At 60.1% G+C, this 14,610-nt stretch carries 16 protein-coding genes; 7 read left to right on the forward strand and 9 right to left on the reverse strand.

Going from position 1 to position 14,610, the window contains the following annotated elements:
- Positions 1–222: 222 nt before the first annotated feature.
- Positions 223–555: a DHCW motif cupin fold protein gene (locus AB7535_RS11620; RefSeq protein ID WP_063983785.1), complete on the reverse strand. Its 333-nt coding sequence runs from the start codon at positions 553–555 to the stop codon at positions 223–225.
- Positions 556–808: 253 nt separating this feature from the next.
- Entirely contained in the window at positions 809–1,180 is a 372-nt protein-coding gene (locus AB7535_RS11625) for a nuclear transport factor 2 family protein (RefSeq protein WP_439036298.1), read from the reverse strand.
- A 148-nt stretch (positions 1,181–1,328) separates the two neighbouring features.
- Here AB7535_RS11625 and guaA point away from each other — a divergent pair, with 148 nt between their 5' ends.
- From guaA to AB7535_RS11645, 4 genes are all read left to right on the forward strand, one after another.
- On the forward strand, positions 1,329–2,927 hold the full coding sequence (gene guaA / locus AB7535_RS11630) for a glutamine-hydrolyzing GMP synthase (protein WP_028150935.1): 1,599 nt from the start codon (positions 1,329–1,331) through the stop codon (positions 2,925–2,927).
- Between the two features lie 147 nt (positions 2,928–3,074).
- Positions 3,075–3,779 (forward strand): hypothetical protein, encoded by a 705-nt coding sequence (locus AB7535_RS11635; protein ID WP_439036299.1) that lies wholly within the window; start codon positions 3,075–3,077, stop codon positions 3,777–3,779.
- 368 nt (positions 3,780–4,147) lie between these two features.
- Positions 4,148–4,729, forward strand: coding sequence for an AAA family ATPase (locus AB7535_RS11640; protein WP_439036300.1), 582 nt, complete (start codon positions 4,148–4,150; stop codon positions 4,727–4,729).
- Positions 4,722–5,588, forward strand: a complete 867-nt coding sequence (locus AB7535_RS11645; RefSeq protein WP_439036301.1) for a hypothetical protein — start codon at positions 4,722–4,724, stop codon at positions 5,586–5,588. Before AB7535_RS11640 ends, AB7535_RS11645 begins: the two co-directional genes overlap by 8 nt.
- 440 nt (positions 5,589–6,028) lie before the next feature.
- Here the strand turns inward: AB7535_RS11645 and AB7535_RS11650 are convergent, their stop codons facing one another.
- Both AB7535_RS11650 and AB7535_RS11655 read right to left on the reverse strand, forming a co-directional pair.
- Positions 6,029–6,622: an NADPH-dependent F420 reductase gene (locus AB7535_RS11650; protein WP_439036302.1), complete on the reverse strand. Its 594-nt coding sequence runs from the start codon at positions 6,620–6,622 to the stop codon at positions 6,029–6,031.
- A 17-nt stretch (positions 6,623–6,639) separates the two neighbouring features.
- Positions 6,640–7,374 carry an SDR family NAD(P)-dependent oxidoreductase gene (locus AB7535_RS11655; protein ID WP_439037331.1) on the reverse strand — a complete coding sequence of 245 codons (735 nt, stop codon included), beginning with the start codon at positions 7,372–7,374 and terminating at the stop codon, positions 6,640–6,642.
- Between the two features lie 291 nt (positions 7,375–7,665).
- On the opposite strand from AB7535_RS11655, the gene AB7535_RS11660 reads away from it, so the two are divergent.
- A complete protein-coding gene (locus AB7535_RS11660) occupies positions 7,666–8,562 on the forward strand; it encodes a LysR family transcriptional regulator (protein ID WP_439036303.1) in 897 nt (298 codons plus the stop codon).
- Positions 8,563–8,816: 254 nt separating this feature from the next.
- On the opposite strand, the gene AB7535_RS11665 is transcribed toward AB7535_RS11660, so the two are convergent.
- The 5 genes from AB7535_RS11665 to AB7535_RS11685 all read right to left on the reverse strand — a co-directional run bounded on the left by AB7535_RS11665 (position 8,817) and on the right by AB7535_RS11685 (position 12,914).
- The gene (locus tag AB7535_RS11665; protein ID WP_439036304.1) at positions 8,817–9,887 is read right to left on the reverse strand and encodes a phosphatase PAP2 family protein; all 1,071 of its coding nucleotides are present in this window, start codon (positions 9,885–9,887) and stop codon (positions 8,817–8,819) included.
- A gap of 355 nt (positions 9,888–10,242) precedes the next feature.
- Entirely contained in the window at positions 10,243–10,737 is a 495-nt protein-coding gene (locus AB7535_RS11670) for a DUF302 domain-containing protein (RefSeq protein ID WP_354237992.1), read from the reverse strand.
- A gap of 63 nt (positions 10,738–10,800) precedes the next feature.
- Entirely contained in the window at positions 10,801–11,676 is an 876-nt protein-coding gene (locus AB7535_RS11675; protein ID WP_439036305.1) for an alpha/beta fold hydrolase, read from the reverse strand.
- Positions 11,677–11,851: 175 nt separating this feature from the next.
- Positions 11,852–12,622, reverse strand: coding sequence for an alpha/beta hydrolase (locus AB7535_RS11680; RefSeq protein ID WP_063983778.1), 771 nt, complete (start codon positions 12,620–12,622; stop codon positions 11,852–11,854).
- A gap of 166 nt (positions 12,623–12,788) precedes the next feature.
- The gene (locus AB7535_RS11685; RefSeq protein WP_354117641.1) at positions 12,789–12,914 is read right to left on the reverse strand and encodes a hypothetical protein; all 126 of its coding nucleotides are present in this window, start codon (positions 12,912–12,914) and stop codon (positions 12,789–12,791) included.
- On the opposite strand from AB7535_RS11685, the gene AB7535_RS11690 reads away from it, so the two are divergent.
- Positions 12,858–13,817, forward strand: coding sequence for a cupin domain-containing protein (locus AB7535_RS11690; protein ID WP_439037332.1), 960 nt, complete (start codon positions 12,858–12,860; stop codon positions 13,815–13,817). The genes AB7535_RS11685 and AB7535_RS11690 overlap by 57 nt on opposite strands.
- A gap of 396 nt (positions 13,818–14,213) precedes the next feature.
- Positions 14,214–14,510 carry a hypothetical protein gene (locus AB7535_RS11695; RefSeq protein WP_028150930.1) on the forward strand — a complete coding sequence of 99 codons (297 nt, stop codon included), beginning with the start codon at positions 14,214–14,216 and terminating at the stop codon, positions 14,508–14,510.
- Positions 14,511–14,610 lie beyond the last annotated feature (100 nt).

Consider the following 14,610-nt stretch of genomic DNA (forward strand, 5'->3'; position numbering starts at 1 on the left):
GGTACGCGAAATTGCGCCCATGATCCTGTTCAGTCGATGTTTGGGGAAGTCATCTGAAGCGTGCGCGCCCGTCTGCAACGAAGCGAAGCGGCCCAGTCGTTCGGCCAAGTATCGATGATCACAATATAGCGAGAATTTGGGGCTACTTCAAGGCACCACCCGTGGGCCGGCATGTGGCGCGGCTTTGCTATTTTGCGGTGCAAATGAGCCGCCCGACAGCCCTCAATCCACGATGAAAAGCGTCGCCCCCGTGGCCGTCGAGGACCGGTGCGCGGCGTCGCCGAAGTCCGAGACCTGGTAGCTCATCCCCGCGGTGAGCTTGAATTTCCGCCCGTCGCGCAGCTCGCTGTCGAGCTCGCCCTCGAGCACGTAGAGCACGTGGCCGCGGTCGCACCAATGGTCGGCGAGATAGCCCGGCGAATACTCGACCATCCGCACCCGGAGATCGCCGATGTTGAGCGTCCGCCACTTGGCTTGCCCGGTCTCGCCGGGATGCGTGGTGGCCTCGACCTTGCTCCAGTCGGTGACGGTGAAGGGGGAGGCGGGGAGTTTCATCGGTGGTGATCCTGTTTCAGAGCCGGCGGGCGCAGTGTTAGCGCACGCTCGTCCGGCAGTCTCCGTCATTGCGAGCGATACTCGGTGTCATCGCCCGACTTGATCGGGCGATCCAGTATTCCAGAGGCCGCGCCGTGATGCGGAAAAGCCGCGGCGTACTGGATTCCCCGCTGGCGCGGGGAATGACAGCGGTGGATGGGGCGGCACCGTCTGCACTCGATAAGCGCGTGGCCGACAGCAATGCGCGCAAGCGTCACTGCGCCAAATGGTTCGCTGATCCCTGCACGATCAGCCCCGCATCATTCACCCGCAAATACTCGCAGATCCGCTTGCCCCGCTCGTTCTCGTAAAACACCACGACGCTATCCGGGCTGACGAACAGGTCGATCAGCGTAAAATGCAGCTCCGGCAACAGGGCGAGCGCCTTGCCCCAATACGCCCGCAAAGCGTCCTTGCCGTGCACGGTGCCGCTAGCGTCGAATCCCATCGCGGGGATGCGGTCCGAGGTCATCACGGTGTCCTCGGCGTAGAGCGTCAGCACGCACTCGAGATCGCGCGCGTTCCAGGCCTCGACCCAGGTCCGGCCGAGCGCGGCAAGCGTCGATGGCTGATGGTGCTGTGGCATGGCGTTCTCCCTGATGTCCCCTGTTTTGGCGTGAGGACATATTAGGTCAATAATACTTACCTATATCCGTTTGTCCATGCCCAAAGAAGAATGTGGGCGCGCGCATCGCGCGGTTGCGGGCAGGGGCACGGTCGCGTATTTGCTGGCCATGACAGCAGCACAGAACGACCGCTCCGCGTCGACGCCCTCCGTGGCCTCGGCGCACGACAAGATTCTCATCGTCGACTTCGGCAGCCAGGTGACGCAGCTGATCGCGCGTCGCGTGCGCGAGGACGGCGTCTATTGCGAGATCGTCCCGTTCAACAAGGCCGAAGAAGCCTTCAAGGAGATGAAGCCGAAAGCGGTGATCCTCTCCGGCGGGCCTGAGTCGGTGCATGAGGCCGGCTCGCCGCGCGCCCCGCAATTGATCTTCGCCTCCGGCGTGCCCGTGCTCGGCATCTGCTACGGCCAGATGACCATGGCGGAGCAGCTCGGCGGCACCGTCGAGGGCGGCCATCACCGCGAATTCGGCCGCGCCGATGTCGAGGTGAAGGCGCCGAGCAAGCTGTTCGAGGACGTCTGGTCGCCGGGCGGCAAGAACCAGGTCTGGATGAGCCATGGCGACCGCATCACCAAGATGCCGCCGGGCTTCTCGGTGGCCGGCACCTCGCCGAACGCGCCGTTCGCGATCATCCAGGACGAGACGCGCAAGTACTACGGCCTGATGTTCCACCCCGAAGTGGTGCACACGCCCGACGGCGCCAAGCTGATCCGCAATTTCGTGCGCAAGATCGCCGGCCTCTCCGGCGACTGGACCATGCGCGCCTTCCGCGAGGAGGAGATCGCGAAGATCCGCGCCCAGGTCGGCAAGGGCAAGGTGCTCTGCGGCCTCTCCGGCGGCGTCGATTCGGCCGTCGCGGCGGTGCTGATCCACGAAGCCATCGGCGACCAGCTCACCTGCGTGTTCGTCGATCACGGCATGCTGCGCCTCGACGAAGCCAAGACCGTGGTCGATTTGTTCCGCCACCACTACAACATCCCGCTCGTGCACGTGGATGCCTCGAAGCAATTCCTCGGCGAGCTCGAAGGCGTCACCGACCCCGAGACCAAGCGCAAGACCATCGGCCGCCTCTTCATCGAGGTGTTCGAGGCGGAGGCCAAGAAGATCGGCGGCGCCGACTTCCTGGCGCAAGGCACGCTCTACCCTGATGTGATCGAGAGCGTCTCCTTCACCGGCGGCCCCTCGGTGACGATCAAGTCGCACCACAATGTCGGCGGTCTGCCCGAGCGCATGAACATGAAGCTCGTCGAGCCGCTGCGCGAGCTGTTCAAGGACGAGGTGCGCAAGCTCGGCCGCGAGCTCGGCCTCCCCGAAATCTTCGTCGGCCGCCACCCGTTCCCCGGGCCGGGCCTTGCCATCCGCTGCCCCGGCGACATCACGCGCGACAAGCTCGATATCCTGCGCAAGGCCGATGCCGTCTACATCGACCAGATCCGCAAGCACGGCCTCTACGACGACATCTGGCAGGCCTTTGCCGTGCTGCTCCCGGTGAAGACGGTCGGCGTCATGGGCGACGGACGCACTTACGACTACGTCGTGGGCCTCCGCGCCGTCACCTCCACCGACGGCATGACCGCGGACTTCTACCAGTTCGACATGAAGTTTTTGGGCGAGACCGCCACGCGCATCATCAACGAGGTGAAGGGCGTGAACCGGGTGGTGTACGATGTGACCAGCAAGCCGCCCGGGACGATTGAGTGGGAGTAGGGGGGGCGGCGATCACACGACTGCAAGATTATCTGCGGACACAAATGTCGAACGGAGCCTTGACGTGCGTTCACCTCTCCAACGCGAAGTCTAGCTGCTGCCGACGATGCGATCAGGCGACAGGCCGTCTGCGGTAAGATAGATCTCATGGAGCAGAACGAAGCTGGTAGCAATAGTCCGACTTGGCGCGTCCTATTTGGTCCGCGCTCTGCAACCAGTGAAGATTCGTCTCTAAATATTGTTTGGATAGTATCAGCCGCTGACAATTGGAATGACTTTGGGCACCAAACAGGCATCGACTACGAATTCCGTGTTCGAGGCACGGATCATTCGATTGAGGTCTCCGGATATATCGGATTCATTTCTTCCGAGGGGCGCAGCGACAGAGCGTTGCTAGCCGAATTGGCTTCAAGCACGAGCCACGGTGCCGGGTCAGCGAAGTCTCCGCCGCTTTTCTTCACTATGTTGCCAAACATGGACGCTTATCGTCGCCTGGTTCAAGCACTGGGCGCCGACGATGCTGCGAATGCGTTGCTGGCGGCGCATGATCTCGTAGCTCTGGGCGAATTCGAGCCAACGTCGGATATCTTGCAGCGGGCGGTCGAGACTGAGGTATTCTCTCTATCGTTCATGCGAAGCTCCGACACATTCTTTGCGTTCAAGAACGCGGGGCCAATTCTTCGTGGGTTGTCGAGCGAAGAGCTCGGCAGGTTGTCTCCGACTCTTGCTATTCGATTTCAGCTGCCGGGGCGAACGAACGAGCATGACCTCAAGTTTCATTTTGATCATCATGCCGACCTTCCGAAGCGCATTGCGGTCATCATCGGGAAAAATGGAGTGGGCAAAAGTTAAGCGTTAGGTCGTATAGCGCGTGCGGCGATTGACGGTGCGCCCTCGCTCACCGATGGAGATGGTGGTCGTCCGTTGATGAATCGCCTCTTGGCGTTCGCACCCACAAATGAAGCCGAATCAGTCTTTCCCTCCGACAAGAGGAAGCGACTTCGGATTTGGTATCAGCGGTATTCAATGAACCGTTCGCGTCGATCTAGGCGGGGCGACTATGTATCCGATCTAATTGTTCAGGTTGCGAGATCGACACAACTGATCGCCTCGAGTCTCGATGGGATATTCTTATCGATGCGCTAGGCGCGCTTGCCGAGCCTCGGCAGATTCATTTGATAAGTTCCTTATCGTCAGAGCCGTATGTCTCGTTGGGTAGATTGACGGTCGGACCAGAAAAACTTTCTCTGGAGAAGTTTGCCGCGATCAATGTCAGGCAAGAGCCTGTTCGCATGATTGATGGTCGAGGTTATCCGCTAAGTAGTGGCGAACTCTCATTTCTGAAATTTGCTGCTCAGGCCAGTCTACATATCGAGAATGGTTCGCTCCTGCTGCTGGACGAGCCGGAAACCCATCTGCATCCAAATTTCATTAGTCGCTTCGTCGCTTTGTTGGACAGTCTTCTGGAATCGACGGGCTCGGCGGCTATTATTGCGACCCATTCAGCATATTTTGTTCGCGAGGTCTTCCGCGAGCAGGTCACGGTGCTGAGCGCAAATAGCGAAGGTATGGTGTTGGCGCAGCGGCCGACTCTGCGGACGTTTGGTGCGGACGTGGGTGCGATCTCTTATTTTGTGTTTGGAGAGGATGAGCTGTCCAAGCTCGCATCGGAGGTTGAGGACAGGTTGATTGCGAGAAAGTTGTCGTGGCCCGAAGTGTATGAGCTCTATAAAGACGAGTTGTCGCTCGAAATGCTAAATACTCTACGTGCCGCAATCGAGAGCGAGGGGATAGGTGAATAGGATTCTCGCCCCAGCCTTCAATGATTCGGCAGCATTTCTCTCTCTGTCAAATAATCAGTATTTGAAGAGCTATCCTCAGCTTCAGGCATTCGTTCAGAATGTGCTGAATTGCTACGCCGCGTATATCGCGGTTGGCGGAAATCCCGCGTTGGTTCAAAATTTGGTTTTGCCAGCTCAAATCGCGGAGTATTTGCGAAACCACTACGCGTCTCCGCCGCGCAATGTCGCCTATATTCGCGATATGCGTGCTTCAACGGAACATCTCGTCTGTCCCATGTGTGGGTCGATGCATAGTGGGACGCTTGATCACTACCTTCCGAAAAGTGTTTTCCCGGTCTTTGCGCTCTTTTCGCAAAATCTCGTTCCGGCTTGCAAATGCAATACCAAGCGGAACGACGTGTATGCGGGCGCGAATCAAGATGAACGCGTCTTGCACCCTTACTTCGACAACTGCCTAGGCGAGCGCCTAATAAAAGCGCGCTTCGATGATATCGGGGACGTTCCGCGAGTTTCGATCGTTCTGGCGATCGCAAATACTCATGCGGATTATCCGGCCGTAAATTTCCACGTCGGATCCGTTGTGCAAAAATCAGCGATCGTGCGGTACTTGGCGGACCGGTGGAGCGCTTTCTTTCGCAAGCCGAGTCTTGTGGTCCGCGCGTTGGAGCAAAATGTAACGTCGGGGTTTGAGCTCGAAGAGATACTGGAGAAAGAGCGCGAGGCATTGGACGATTTGCACAAGAGTAAGAACAATTGGAATTCGGTGTTCATATCTGGTTTGCTCGAGCCCCATGTTTTGATTTGGTTGATTGGAAGATTCTCTGTTCCGGGTAGGGTTGCCGATAGTCCGTTGGGCTAGTTGCGGCCTTGCTTACCAACTCACCGGGCGCGTACTGCCGTTAATTCAATTTTTGCATCAATTAGATGCGCGTCGACGGGCGTAATTCCGCGCGGTCGATTGAGCTGACTGTCAAATGAGGAGATGCAAGTCGCGAATATGTCGAGCCAATCCGATGGAGTTGTTGCGCTCTTGTCTTCGCTTGCGACCAATCTGCAACGCTAGCGCACCAACTCCCGCAAGACGTGGCCTGATTTGCTCAACACCATTATGTCGTTTCGTCCTCATCCTCGGCGCTCGATCGCATCGTCGCTGTGATCTGTTTCACACGCACGGGACTACAGTGACAGCGCATTTAACTATCGCTCGCCAAAGAAGGCTTGCGAGTTGAAGGCACTGTCACCGTAATTCGACGTTTTGGGATTTTACTTCTCGGGCCAAATCACACGGTCGTAGATCGATTACTGCTCCTTCCTGAACAAATCCTGGAAGATGAGTTGGCCCCAGATGCGGCCGCGTGCGTGCACCAGCGCGCCACCCTCGTTGAGCTTTCCCAGCTTGACGGGTGCGAAGCCGAGTTGCTTGGCCAAGGCCGCCACGGGAGCGGTCGCGTCGTCGTCGTCGCTGGACAGAAAGACGACCCGGTGGCCGCCCTCGACGGTCGGATCGGCAGCCAGTTTGGCCGCAACCAGGTGATTGAAAGCTTTCACGAGCTTCGCGCCGGTGAACGCCTTCGCGACGACGGCGGAGGACAGAAGGCCGTCCAGCTCTTCTCCAAACGCGTTCATCGTGTCGATGATCGTCTTGCCTGTCCAGCTCGGCAGGGCCTTCGCAACCTCGCGATGCTCCCCGAACGGGACCGCCAGGATGATCGTGTCGGCCTCGAGTGCTTCCCGCAGCGACCTGGCGACGACCGTGGGACCAATCGCCCGAGCCTGCGGCGCCAACGCCTCGGGCGGCCGGCGGCTCGCGACTGTTACCTCGATGTTCTTGCGGGCGAAGGCATGGGCGAGGGCCTGGCCTACCTTGCCGAATCCTATAATTGCGTAGCTCATAGTGCGTCTCCGATTTTTCAGATGGCCGAGAAGCCGCCGTCGACAGACAACTCCACACCATTCACGAAGCTCGAATCGTCTGACGCAAGAAACAGCGCGACCGCCGCAATTTCCTCGGGACGGCCCATCTTTCCCCGCGGGATCAGGGATTCGAACATCCGCTTCGCCTCCTCGGTGAGAACCTGGTCCTGCATCGGCGTGGCGATCGGCCCCGGGCTCAGCACATTCACCCGGATATTCCTGCCCTTCAGTTCGTTGAGCCACGTGCGCGCGAATGAGCGCAACGCCGCCTTGCTCGCCGCATACACGCCGTAACCGGGAAAGCCTTTCACCGACGCAACGGACCCGGTCATGAAGATCGATCCGCCATCGCGGAACAGTGGCAACGCCTTCTGAACCGTGAACAGCGTGCCGCGCGTATTCAGGCCGAAGGCCGCATCGAAATGCTGCTCGGTAATCTCGCCCAGAGGGACGGCTTCGCCCATGCCGGCGCTCGCGTACAGGACGTCGATCCTGCCCTTTTCCCGCTTGACCGTGCCGAACAGACGGTCGAGGTCGTCGAGATTGGCCGCGTCGCCGCGCACGCCGGTCACGTTCCGGCCGATCAGCCTGACGGCCTCGTCGAGCGCCTCCTGCCTTCGGCCCGTGATGAAGACATAGGCGCCTTCTTCAACGAACCGCCTGGCGCTCGCCAGCGCCATACCGCTCGATCCACCCGTGACGACTGCAACCTTACCTTCAAGCTTTCCCATGACTTCTCCTTTGAGACTCCGTCTTTGGTCGTTCGGGGAGGCCCCCGAGGACCTCGACATAGGTCCGTCGTCGTCAGGCGTTGAGTGCGGAAGCGCGCACAGCCGTGGTGCGAAATCGATCCGGCTGGACAATTGACGCCAGCCGCGACGATCGGTGTCCGCCGTTTGGAATTGGGCCGTGCTTGCCGGCATGGGCTATGATCACCGCCCGTGCTACCCCACATTCGAGAGGATGTTCGATGTGTTGGACACGGGCTCTGGAAGGCGCACCCCGCGGTGCCGAAATGCACCATGATCGACTGGGATGACGTTCGCTACTTTCTGGCCGTCGCGCGCGGAGGCTCGGTGCGGGCCGCCGCCGAGCGCCTCGGGGTGAACCACTCGACCGTGCTGCGACGGGTCGCCCAGCTGGAGGAACGGCTCGGGGCGCTCATGTTCGAGAAGCTGCCGTCGGGCTACCGCCTGACGGCCGCAGGGGAGGAGGTCCTCGAGCTCGCGGACCAGATGGAAGCGTCGTCGCACCAGCTGGAGACGCGCGTCTTCGGGCGCGACCAGAGCGTGCGCGGGCTTCTGCGGGTGACGCTGGCACCGCCGCTGGCGACACACCTGCTCATGCCGGACTTCGCCGATTTCGCGCGTCTGCATCCGGACATTGAGATGGACATCTTGTCGTTCGGCGAGCTGGCAAATCTGACCAACCGGGAGGCCGACGTCGCGATCCGCGTCGTCTACGACCGCAAAACCCTGCCGCTCAATCTTCACGGCGTGAAGGGACCGGAGCTGTTTGGCGGCGTCTACATGTCCAGGGATCGACTAGCCGCGTGGCGTGCGGGCGTGCCTGATCCCATCCGGTGGATCGTCATCAGCATTCATGGAATTCCGGATTGGGCCAGCGAGGGTGAGGTTCGCACCGCCGAGGTTCCGTTCAGGGTCACAGATGCCGGGGCGCAGATCGTTGCTGTACGGCAGGGGCTCGGGATCACGACGCTGCCGTGCTTCGTCGGAGATGCCGACCCCCTGCTGGTGAGGGTGCCGGGCACCGCCCTGCACATGTACGGAACGCTCTGGCTTCTCACACAGGGGGAGACACGCAAGACGAAGCGCGTGCGGATCTTCACCGAGTTCGTGTCCCGCAGGCTCGCCGCGTACGCTCCGCTTCTCGCGGGGCTGTCCATATCGGGCGACTGATGTGCGTCAGGCCGCCGGCGACGCTTGCTGCAATCCGGTCGGAAGCCGAGCTGCGATCGCTTGAAGCGGCGTCGTTCAATCCGCGAAATGTTGCGCCGTACCGCAACCGGATGCAAATGTCGCAGAACGGTCAGAAGCGGTCCTTGCAGAGACCGTCGACAGGTCAGCTGCATTTCGATATTTCTGTGATGAAGCCATCGCTGCCGACATGTTGGCAAGCCAGGCCTTGAAGAAACGCACCACCAACTTCCAACTTAATGCGAGAGTGTCTGGCTGCCGTTCGCACAATTGACGAGCTTTTGCGGCCAGTCGGGTGCCGACGCGGCGGATGTCCTCTGGGTCCGCTTGAGCCATTTGAGATAACTCGTCGCCGCCAGGATTGATGCTACGGCGAGCAGAATGCCGCCAACAAGATCGATCAAATAATGTGCGCCGATCACGGGGGTCGCCGCGATCATCAGGATATTGATAGTTGCCGCGATGCCTCCCACGGCGCGTACCGGCCACAACGCCCACATGTAGAGCACGGCTGACGCGGCATGGAAGCTCGGGAATGAAACGATACCGGCCAGCTTGAAAAGTCCGAGTTCGCGCAGGCTGCCGTCACGCAAGGCCAGGATGTCCCGCAATTGTCCAGCATAGACCGATGTGTCGATGTTCGGGTACCGAGCCGGTGGCAGCTGCAATCCGTAGTAGGTGCCGATGGCAGGCACGAAAACAGAGATGGCAATTGCGACCGCGAGCGCAACACTCATTGCGAGCACGAACAATTGCAGCCGTGCGTACCGCGCCGCGAGGACGAGCACAATGGGAATGCCGAGCAGTGGCCATTTGATCAGCCCATATGCGCGCGACAAGATGATCGCAAGCCATGGGTGGTCGTTGACGTACCGAATGATGGGCTCGGGATCCAAACCAAGTGCGCGATCCACAGAAAGCAGCGCCTGATCCTGGAGAGGATACCCTATTGCTCCCGCGACATAACTAAGCGGTCCTACGATGGCGCAGGTGAGAATGACCTGTCCAATCGTTCCGAGCGAGAAAAAGAGCTTCGGATCGGTGCGATCACTCCTGGTCAGCCGATGATGATAAGAGACAGCGAGCAGTGCCGCCGCGATCGCCAGCGTTGTGCCAAACGCGATCGGTTCGAGACGAAGATTGGTGGACGTCAGCCCTAACGCGAGCAGACTCCCCATAACGGCAATGATCAACCAGTTTGCGTTGAACAGCTGCCAGGCGGCTTGAGGATCCTCGTCGATTTTATGTGAGTTTCTCGGCGGCTCGGCGCTCCCCTTGACCGCCGTCATTCTTGCGTCGGATTTCATTCCCAGCGAACCTTGCAATCAAAACGAACCGATGGGTTCGCATGAGCGTCATGATCAACCTAAAGTCGATCATAATCAGGGGTTGCGCAAGACGTGCCGCACAATCGAAAGAAGTTCCAGGTTAACGGCGGGTGAACGAGAGTCGTTATCCTCGTTTGTCGAGCGCCCATCAGGACCATTCACAAAGCGAACCGACGAGGAGGGCGGATTCTGGGCGCAAAGCGAACCGGCATTGCTGGTGCGCCGCGCTGGGATTTGCCTTCGCGCGTGCTGTGCGGGCCATCATGACGGGCGACGCCGCCGGCCTCTCGACCGAACTCGCGATTACGGTGACAGTGCACTACGTCGAGGGCGTTCAGCTTGCACATTCGCGTAGCAAGGTTGTGATTTTCGTATCAAGATTTCGGGCGACGGAGAGTGCGTCCGAATTGCCATAAGGCAGCAGAAAACTCTCCATTTTGTCGTAAGAGACATGCACGCCATCGGAACGCTCATCAATGAGCACCGTGACTGGAGCGTAAGATCCAGCATCGGGCACGTGCTTGACCATTTCTTTCATGATGAGTGGATTGCCGATCACAAGCCGTATGATTTTAGGCGTCTTGGATCCGGCTTCGCGACGCAGAATGTCGCCCAAGTCAAATTCCGCGAAGAGCATAAGGTCCGTTCGGCCGAGGCCGCTTCGTACAACGCGCTCCAAATCCGGGAAGGAATTTGTCGCCCTCGTTTCCTTGAAAAATTCGACCATGTTGGGCTGCCCGACCGCCGACTTGAGCGCCGCCACAATAGTGTCGAATGATTTTAAGCTCGTGAGGCTGAAGCGCTCTACTTCGATTTTAGCGATTGTCATTTTGTCCTCTGTAACAACTCTCATGGATAAAGTGCGCCTGATCCCGTCAGAACGCGCCTTGTGTCATGCGGCCGCGGGTTGGGCATCCAGGAAGGTCCGGACGTGGCTGACGAAGATGTCGTGGTGCTGAAACAGCGCGCCGTGCCCTGAATCGGGATAGAGGACCAACTGAGCGTTACTCAGTTCCCTAGACATTGCGTAAGCGTTGTTCGCAGGCAGCATGGTGTCGTGGCTGCCGCTGACCACAAGAACGGGCTGGCGGATAGCGCGCAGAATGGCGTGCCCGGGATCAGGTGTGGCGCACCAGGTGATCAGCGCCTTGGCCTGTGGATCGGTTACCGCGTTGCCGTTATCGGTGTCCCGATCATCCTTGCGCACCTTGGTCCTCTTCAGGAAGGCCAAGCCGGAAGACCGGCTGGCGGATGAATTCGTGAAGAACAGCGGCAGGCGGGGGTCCGGCACATCGGTTTGGGAAAACGCTTCCTGCAGAACCGCCAACAGGTGTTCCTCTCCGCCTTTCGGCGCGGTACCGACGAGTATGAGCTTCCGGACCAGCTGTCCGTGTTCGGCGGCGATCTGCTGAGCGACGCAGCCGCCGAGAGAAAAGCCAAGCAGGTCCACTTCGAGGAGGCCGAGCAAGTCGATGAAATCCACGGCGTCTCGTGCCATCGTCGCGACGTTGTCGGGCGTTTGACCGGTCGACCGGCCGACCCCTGCGTTGTCAAAGGCGATCACGGGGCGATCAGCGGCCAGAGCGTTGACGACGGCGGGATCCCATCCGTCGATGTTTCCCGAGAAGTGCTGCAGAAGAACCAGCGGAGTTCCAGTCGCGGGGCCGAGACGGCGATAGGCGAAGCGGATTCCGTGGCCTTCGATGTAACGGGTTGGCACCGTTTCGAGTGAGAGGGCGTCCTGGTTCGCGATGTCGAGTTGAGTCATATCGTACTCCGGATGCTTGGCATGAAATGATCGAGCGGGTGACGCACGTAGCGCGGCGACCGAAACCTTCCTCCAGGAAGTCGCTGGCGCTTCGCGCCATCGCGGTCCGAGGCGTTCCGCATTCCTCCGAGCGAGCGTGTGCGCTCCCGGCGCGACAGCGCCGGGAGCAGGTTCGTCACTTCGCGAGCGCGGCCTTTTCGATGACCTCGGCGACTTCCTTCGCATGGACCACGAGCGAGGCATGGCTGCCGGCGACTTCCGTCGTCTGAGCCTTCATCCTGGCTGCGAACAACTTCTGGACCTCGGGCGCGATGACTTTGTCCTTCGTGGTGATGACGTAGAACGTCGGCTTGTCGCGCCAGGCCGCAATGCTGACAGGCGCCTCGAACGCAGCGAGGCTCAGCGGAAGCTGCGAGTTGGCCAGGTGCTCGGCGATCTCAGGAGGAAGGTCAGCCGCGACGGCTGACGGAAACAGCTTGGGATCGATATACAGATTGCCCTTCGCGTCGGGATGGATCGCCTTGACGCCTTCGGTCTGCGGGCCGTCTTTGGCCAGCAACGCCAGGGATTGACCGACCTCCGGTGCGAAGGCGGAGACATAGACCAGCGCCGAGACCTTGGGATCATTGCCGGCTTGCGTGATCACCACGCCGCCCCATGAATGACCGACCAGAACGGTCCTGCCGTCCTGTTTCGCGAGCGCCTGCTTGGTGGCATCGACGTCAGCGGCGAGCGAAGTGAGCGGATTTTCCACGAGCGTGACGTTGTAGCCCTTCTTCGAGAGAATATCGGCAACGGGCTGCCAGCTCGTCTGGTCCACGAAAGCGCCGTGCACGAGCACGATGTTGTGGGCTGCTCCCTTGGGCAACTCAGCGGAATGGGCGGGGCCGACCCATGCCGTTCCGGCCAGGAGTACGGTGGCGGCTGAGAGAAGGATATTTAGCATTGATCGTTCCTGTTGATATGTCGGACGGAATAAGGTCCGGGGGAATGGACAGGCGTTTCCTGCCTGGTCGCGGTTTCTTCCATCCGCCGTTGGCGAAATGGTTGCCGCACATGACGTCGGCCCGCCGCGACATGACCTAGTTCGCGGGCTTTTCGGACGGTAGGGATCAATCGTCCGGATGTTGTGTCCGACCGTCCACCGGACTAACTTCGGCGGCATGGACATCCTTGCCCAAGTGCTCGATCGCGTTCGTCTCGGCGGGACGCTGCTGTTCCACTTCGAGCTCGGTCACCCCTGGAATCTGGCGCTGCCGGCGCGCCCCTACGCGCTGTTTCACTATCTCAGTCGGGGCTCCGCGACCCTCGCGCTCGAACTCGGACAGGAAATCCAGATGACCGAGGGCGATTTTGTCGTCATCACGCGCGGCGAGCCCCATGTGTTTTATTCGGATCGCCGGGCCAAGCCTTTGCAGATTGTGGACCTCGATCGATCGTCGGCACGTCTTGGCGTCGTTCGTCACGGCGGCCGTGCCAAGCCGCTCTCGACCATGATCTGCGGCAATTTCACCGTGTCGCGGCCCTCGTTCAGCAGCGTGCTGGAAATGCTTCCGCCCGTGCTTCTGCTGAAGCCGACGGCGGACGGTGGCTGGCTCGAAGCCATCCTGCGGCGCATGGTGAGTGAGTCCGCGCACGAGCGTCCCGGCCAGCGCGTCGCGCTCTCACGACTGACGGAAGTGCTGTTTGTCGAGGTGCTCCGAAGCTGGATCGCGTCTCTCAGTCCCGGACAAGGCGGCTGGCTCGGGGCCATATCGGACCCGCATATCGGACCGGCGCTCAAGTTGATCCACGAAAACCCGGAGCGGCCCTGGACCCTGAGCGACCTCGGCCATCGCGTGGGGCTCGGCCGCTCCGTATTCTCGGCCCGCTTCACCAAGCTCGTCGGCCAGTCGATGCACCGCTATGTGATCGAACGCCGGATGGCGGAAGCGGCGTTCCTGCTCGAAACCAGCGATGAGCCCATCGCACGGATCGCGAGCCAGGTCGGGTACGAGACAGCGGCGGCGTTTTCGAAACTCTTTCATCGACATCATGGCATGTCGCCCGGCCGCTACCGGACCTCTCAGCGCCTTGATGGACACCAAGGTCAACCGCACGGTTCGGAAGTGCACGGTTCGGAAGTGAAAGTCTCCGATTGAATTTGCGTCAGTTGGTGCTCACCGTGAATGTCAGGCGTGCTGCCAACCTGCAACGCGACCACGTCTCTGCGAACCGCGCCATCCAATGTCCTGTTCACGAACGCCGGTTCTGATTTGAGCCCGCTCTCGCAAGATGCAGACTGAGCTGCTTCTCCGCCGCGCTGTCATCTCGCTCTCATCGCCGGTGCTCAATTGTCGCACCTTCGGTGTGAAGCATCTCACACGCACGCTTGCGTCAATGCTGCGATAGAGTACCTGTTGTGATTGAACGAGGTGAATTTAGTCGATTTGGCACACCCGCCATCACATCAGCCTCAAATGAGCTGCACACGCCAGAACGGCATGTTGAAATAGCCTCCAATCGGCCGCTCGGCCGATGAGAGCTATGGAGACACTATGGCTGACAAACACGAACAGAGCATGGTTGGTACGTGGACCAAATCCACGTCGGCTGCGTGTGCGGACAAGTACCCCGCCACTCTCACATTCTCGACCGGCACCTACCGCGGCATGCGCGGACCAGGGCAGGGCATGGTGTGGTGGGACGCGGGAATCTACCGTCTCGAAGATTCCAACACACTCGTCGTCGGGACGGCGACTGATGAACTTGTGACCTATCGCATTTCACTCAAGGCCGACCGATTTGAGTTTACGGATTCAGAGGGCTGTGTCGTGACCTATCGGCGCGCGTAGGACTGCGCACGCCACAGCTGACCGAAATAACGCGGCTGTACCCGCGAACGAGCCCGATGCTCACGTCGATCGTCTCACCCTTTCAACGAGGAGAAGACGA

Origin of the sequence: Bradyrhizobium sp. 956_D2_N1_4 (genome assembly GCF_052076025.1) — a bacterium.
Taxonomy (GTDB): Bacteria; Pseudomonadota; Alphaproteobacteria; order Rhizobiales; family Xanthobacteraceae; genus Bradyrhizobium; species Bradyrhizobium barranii.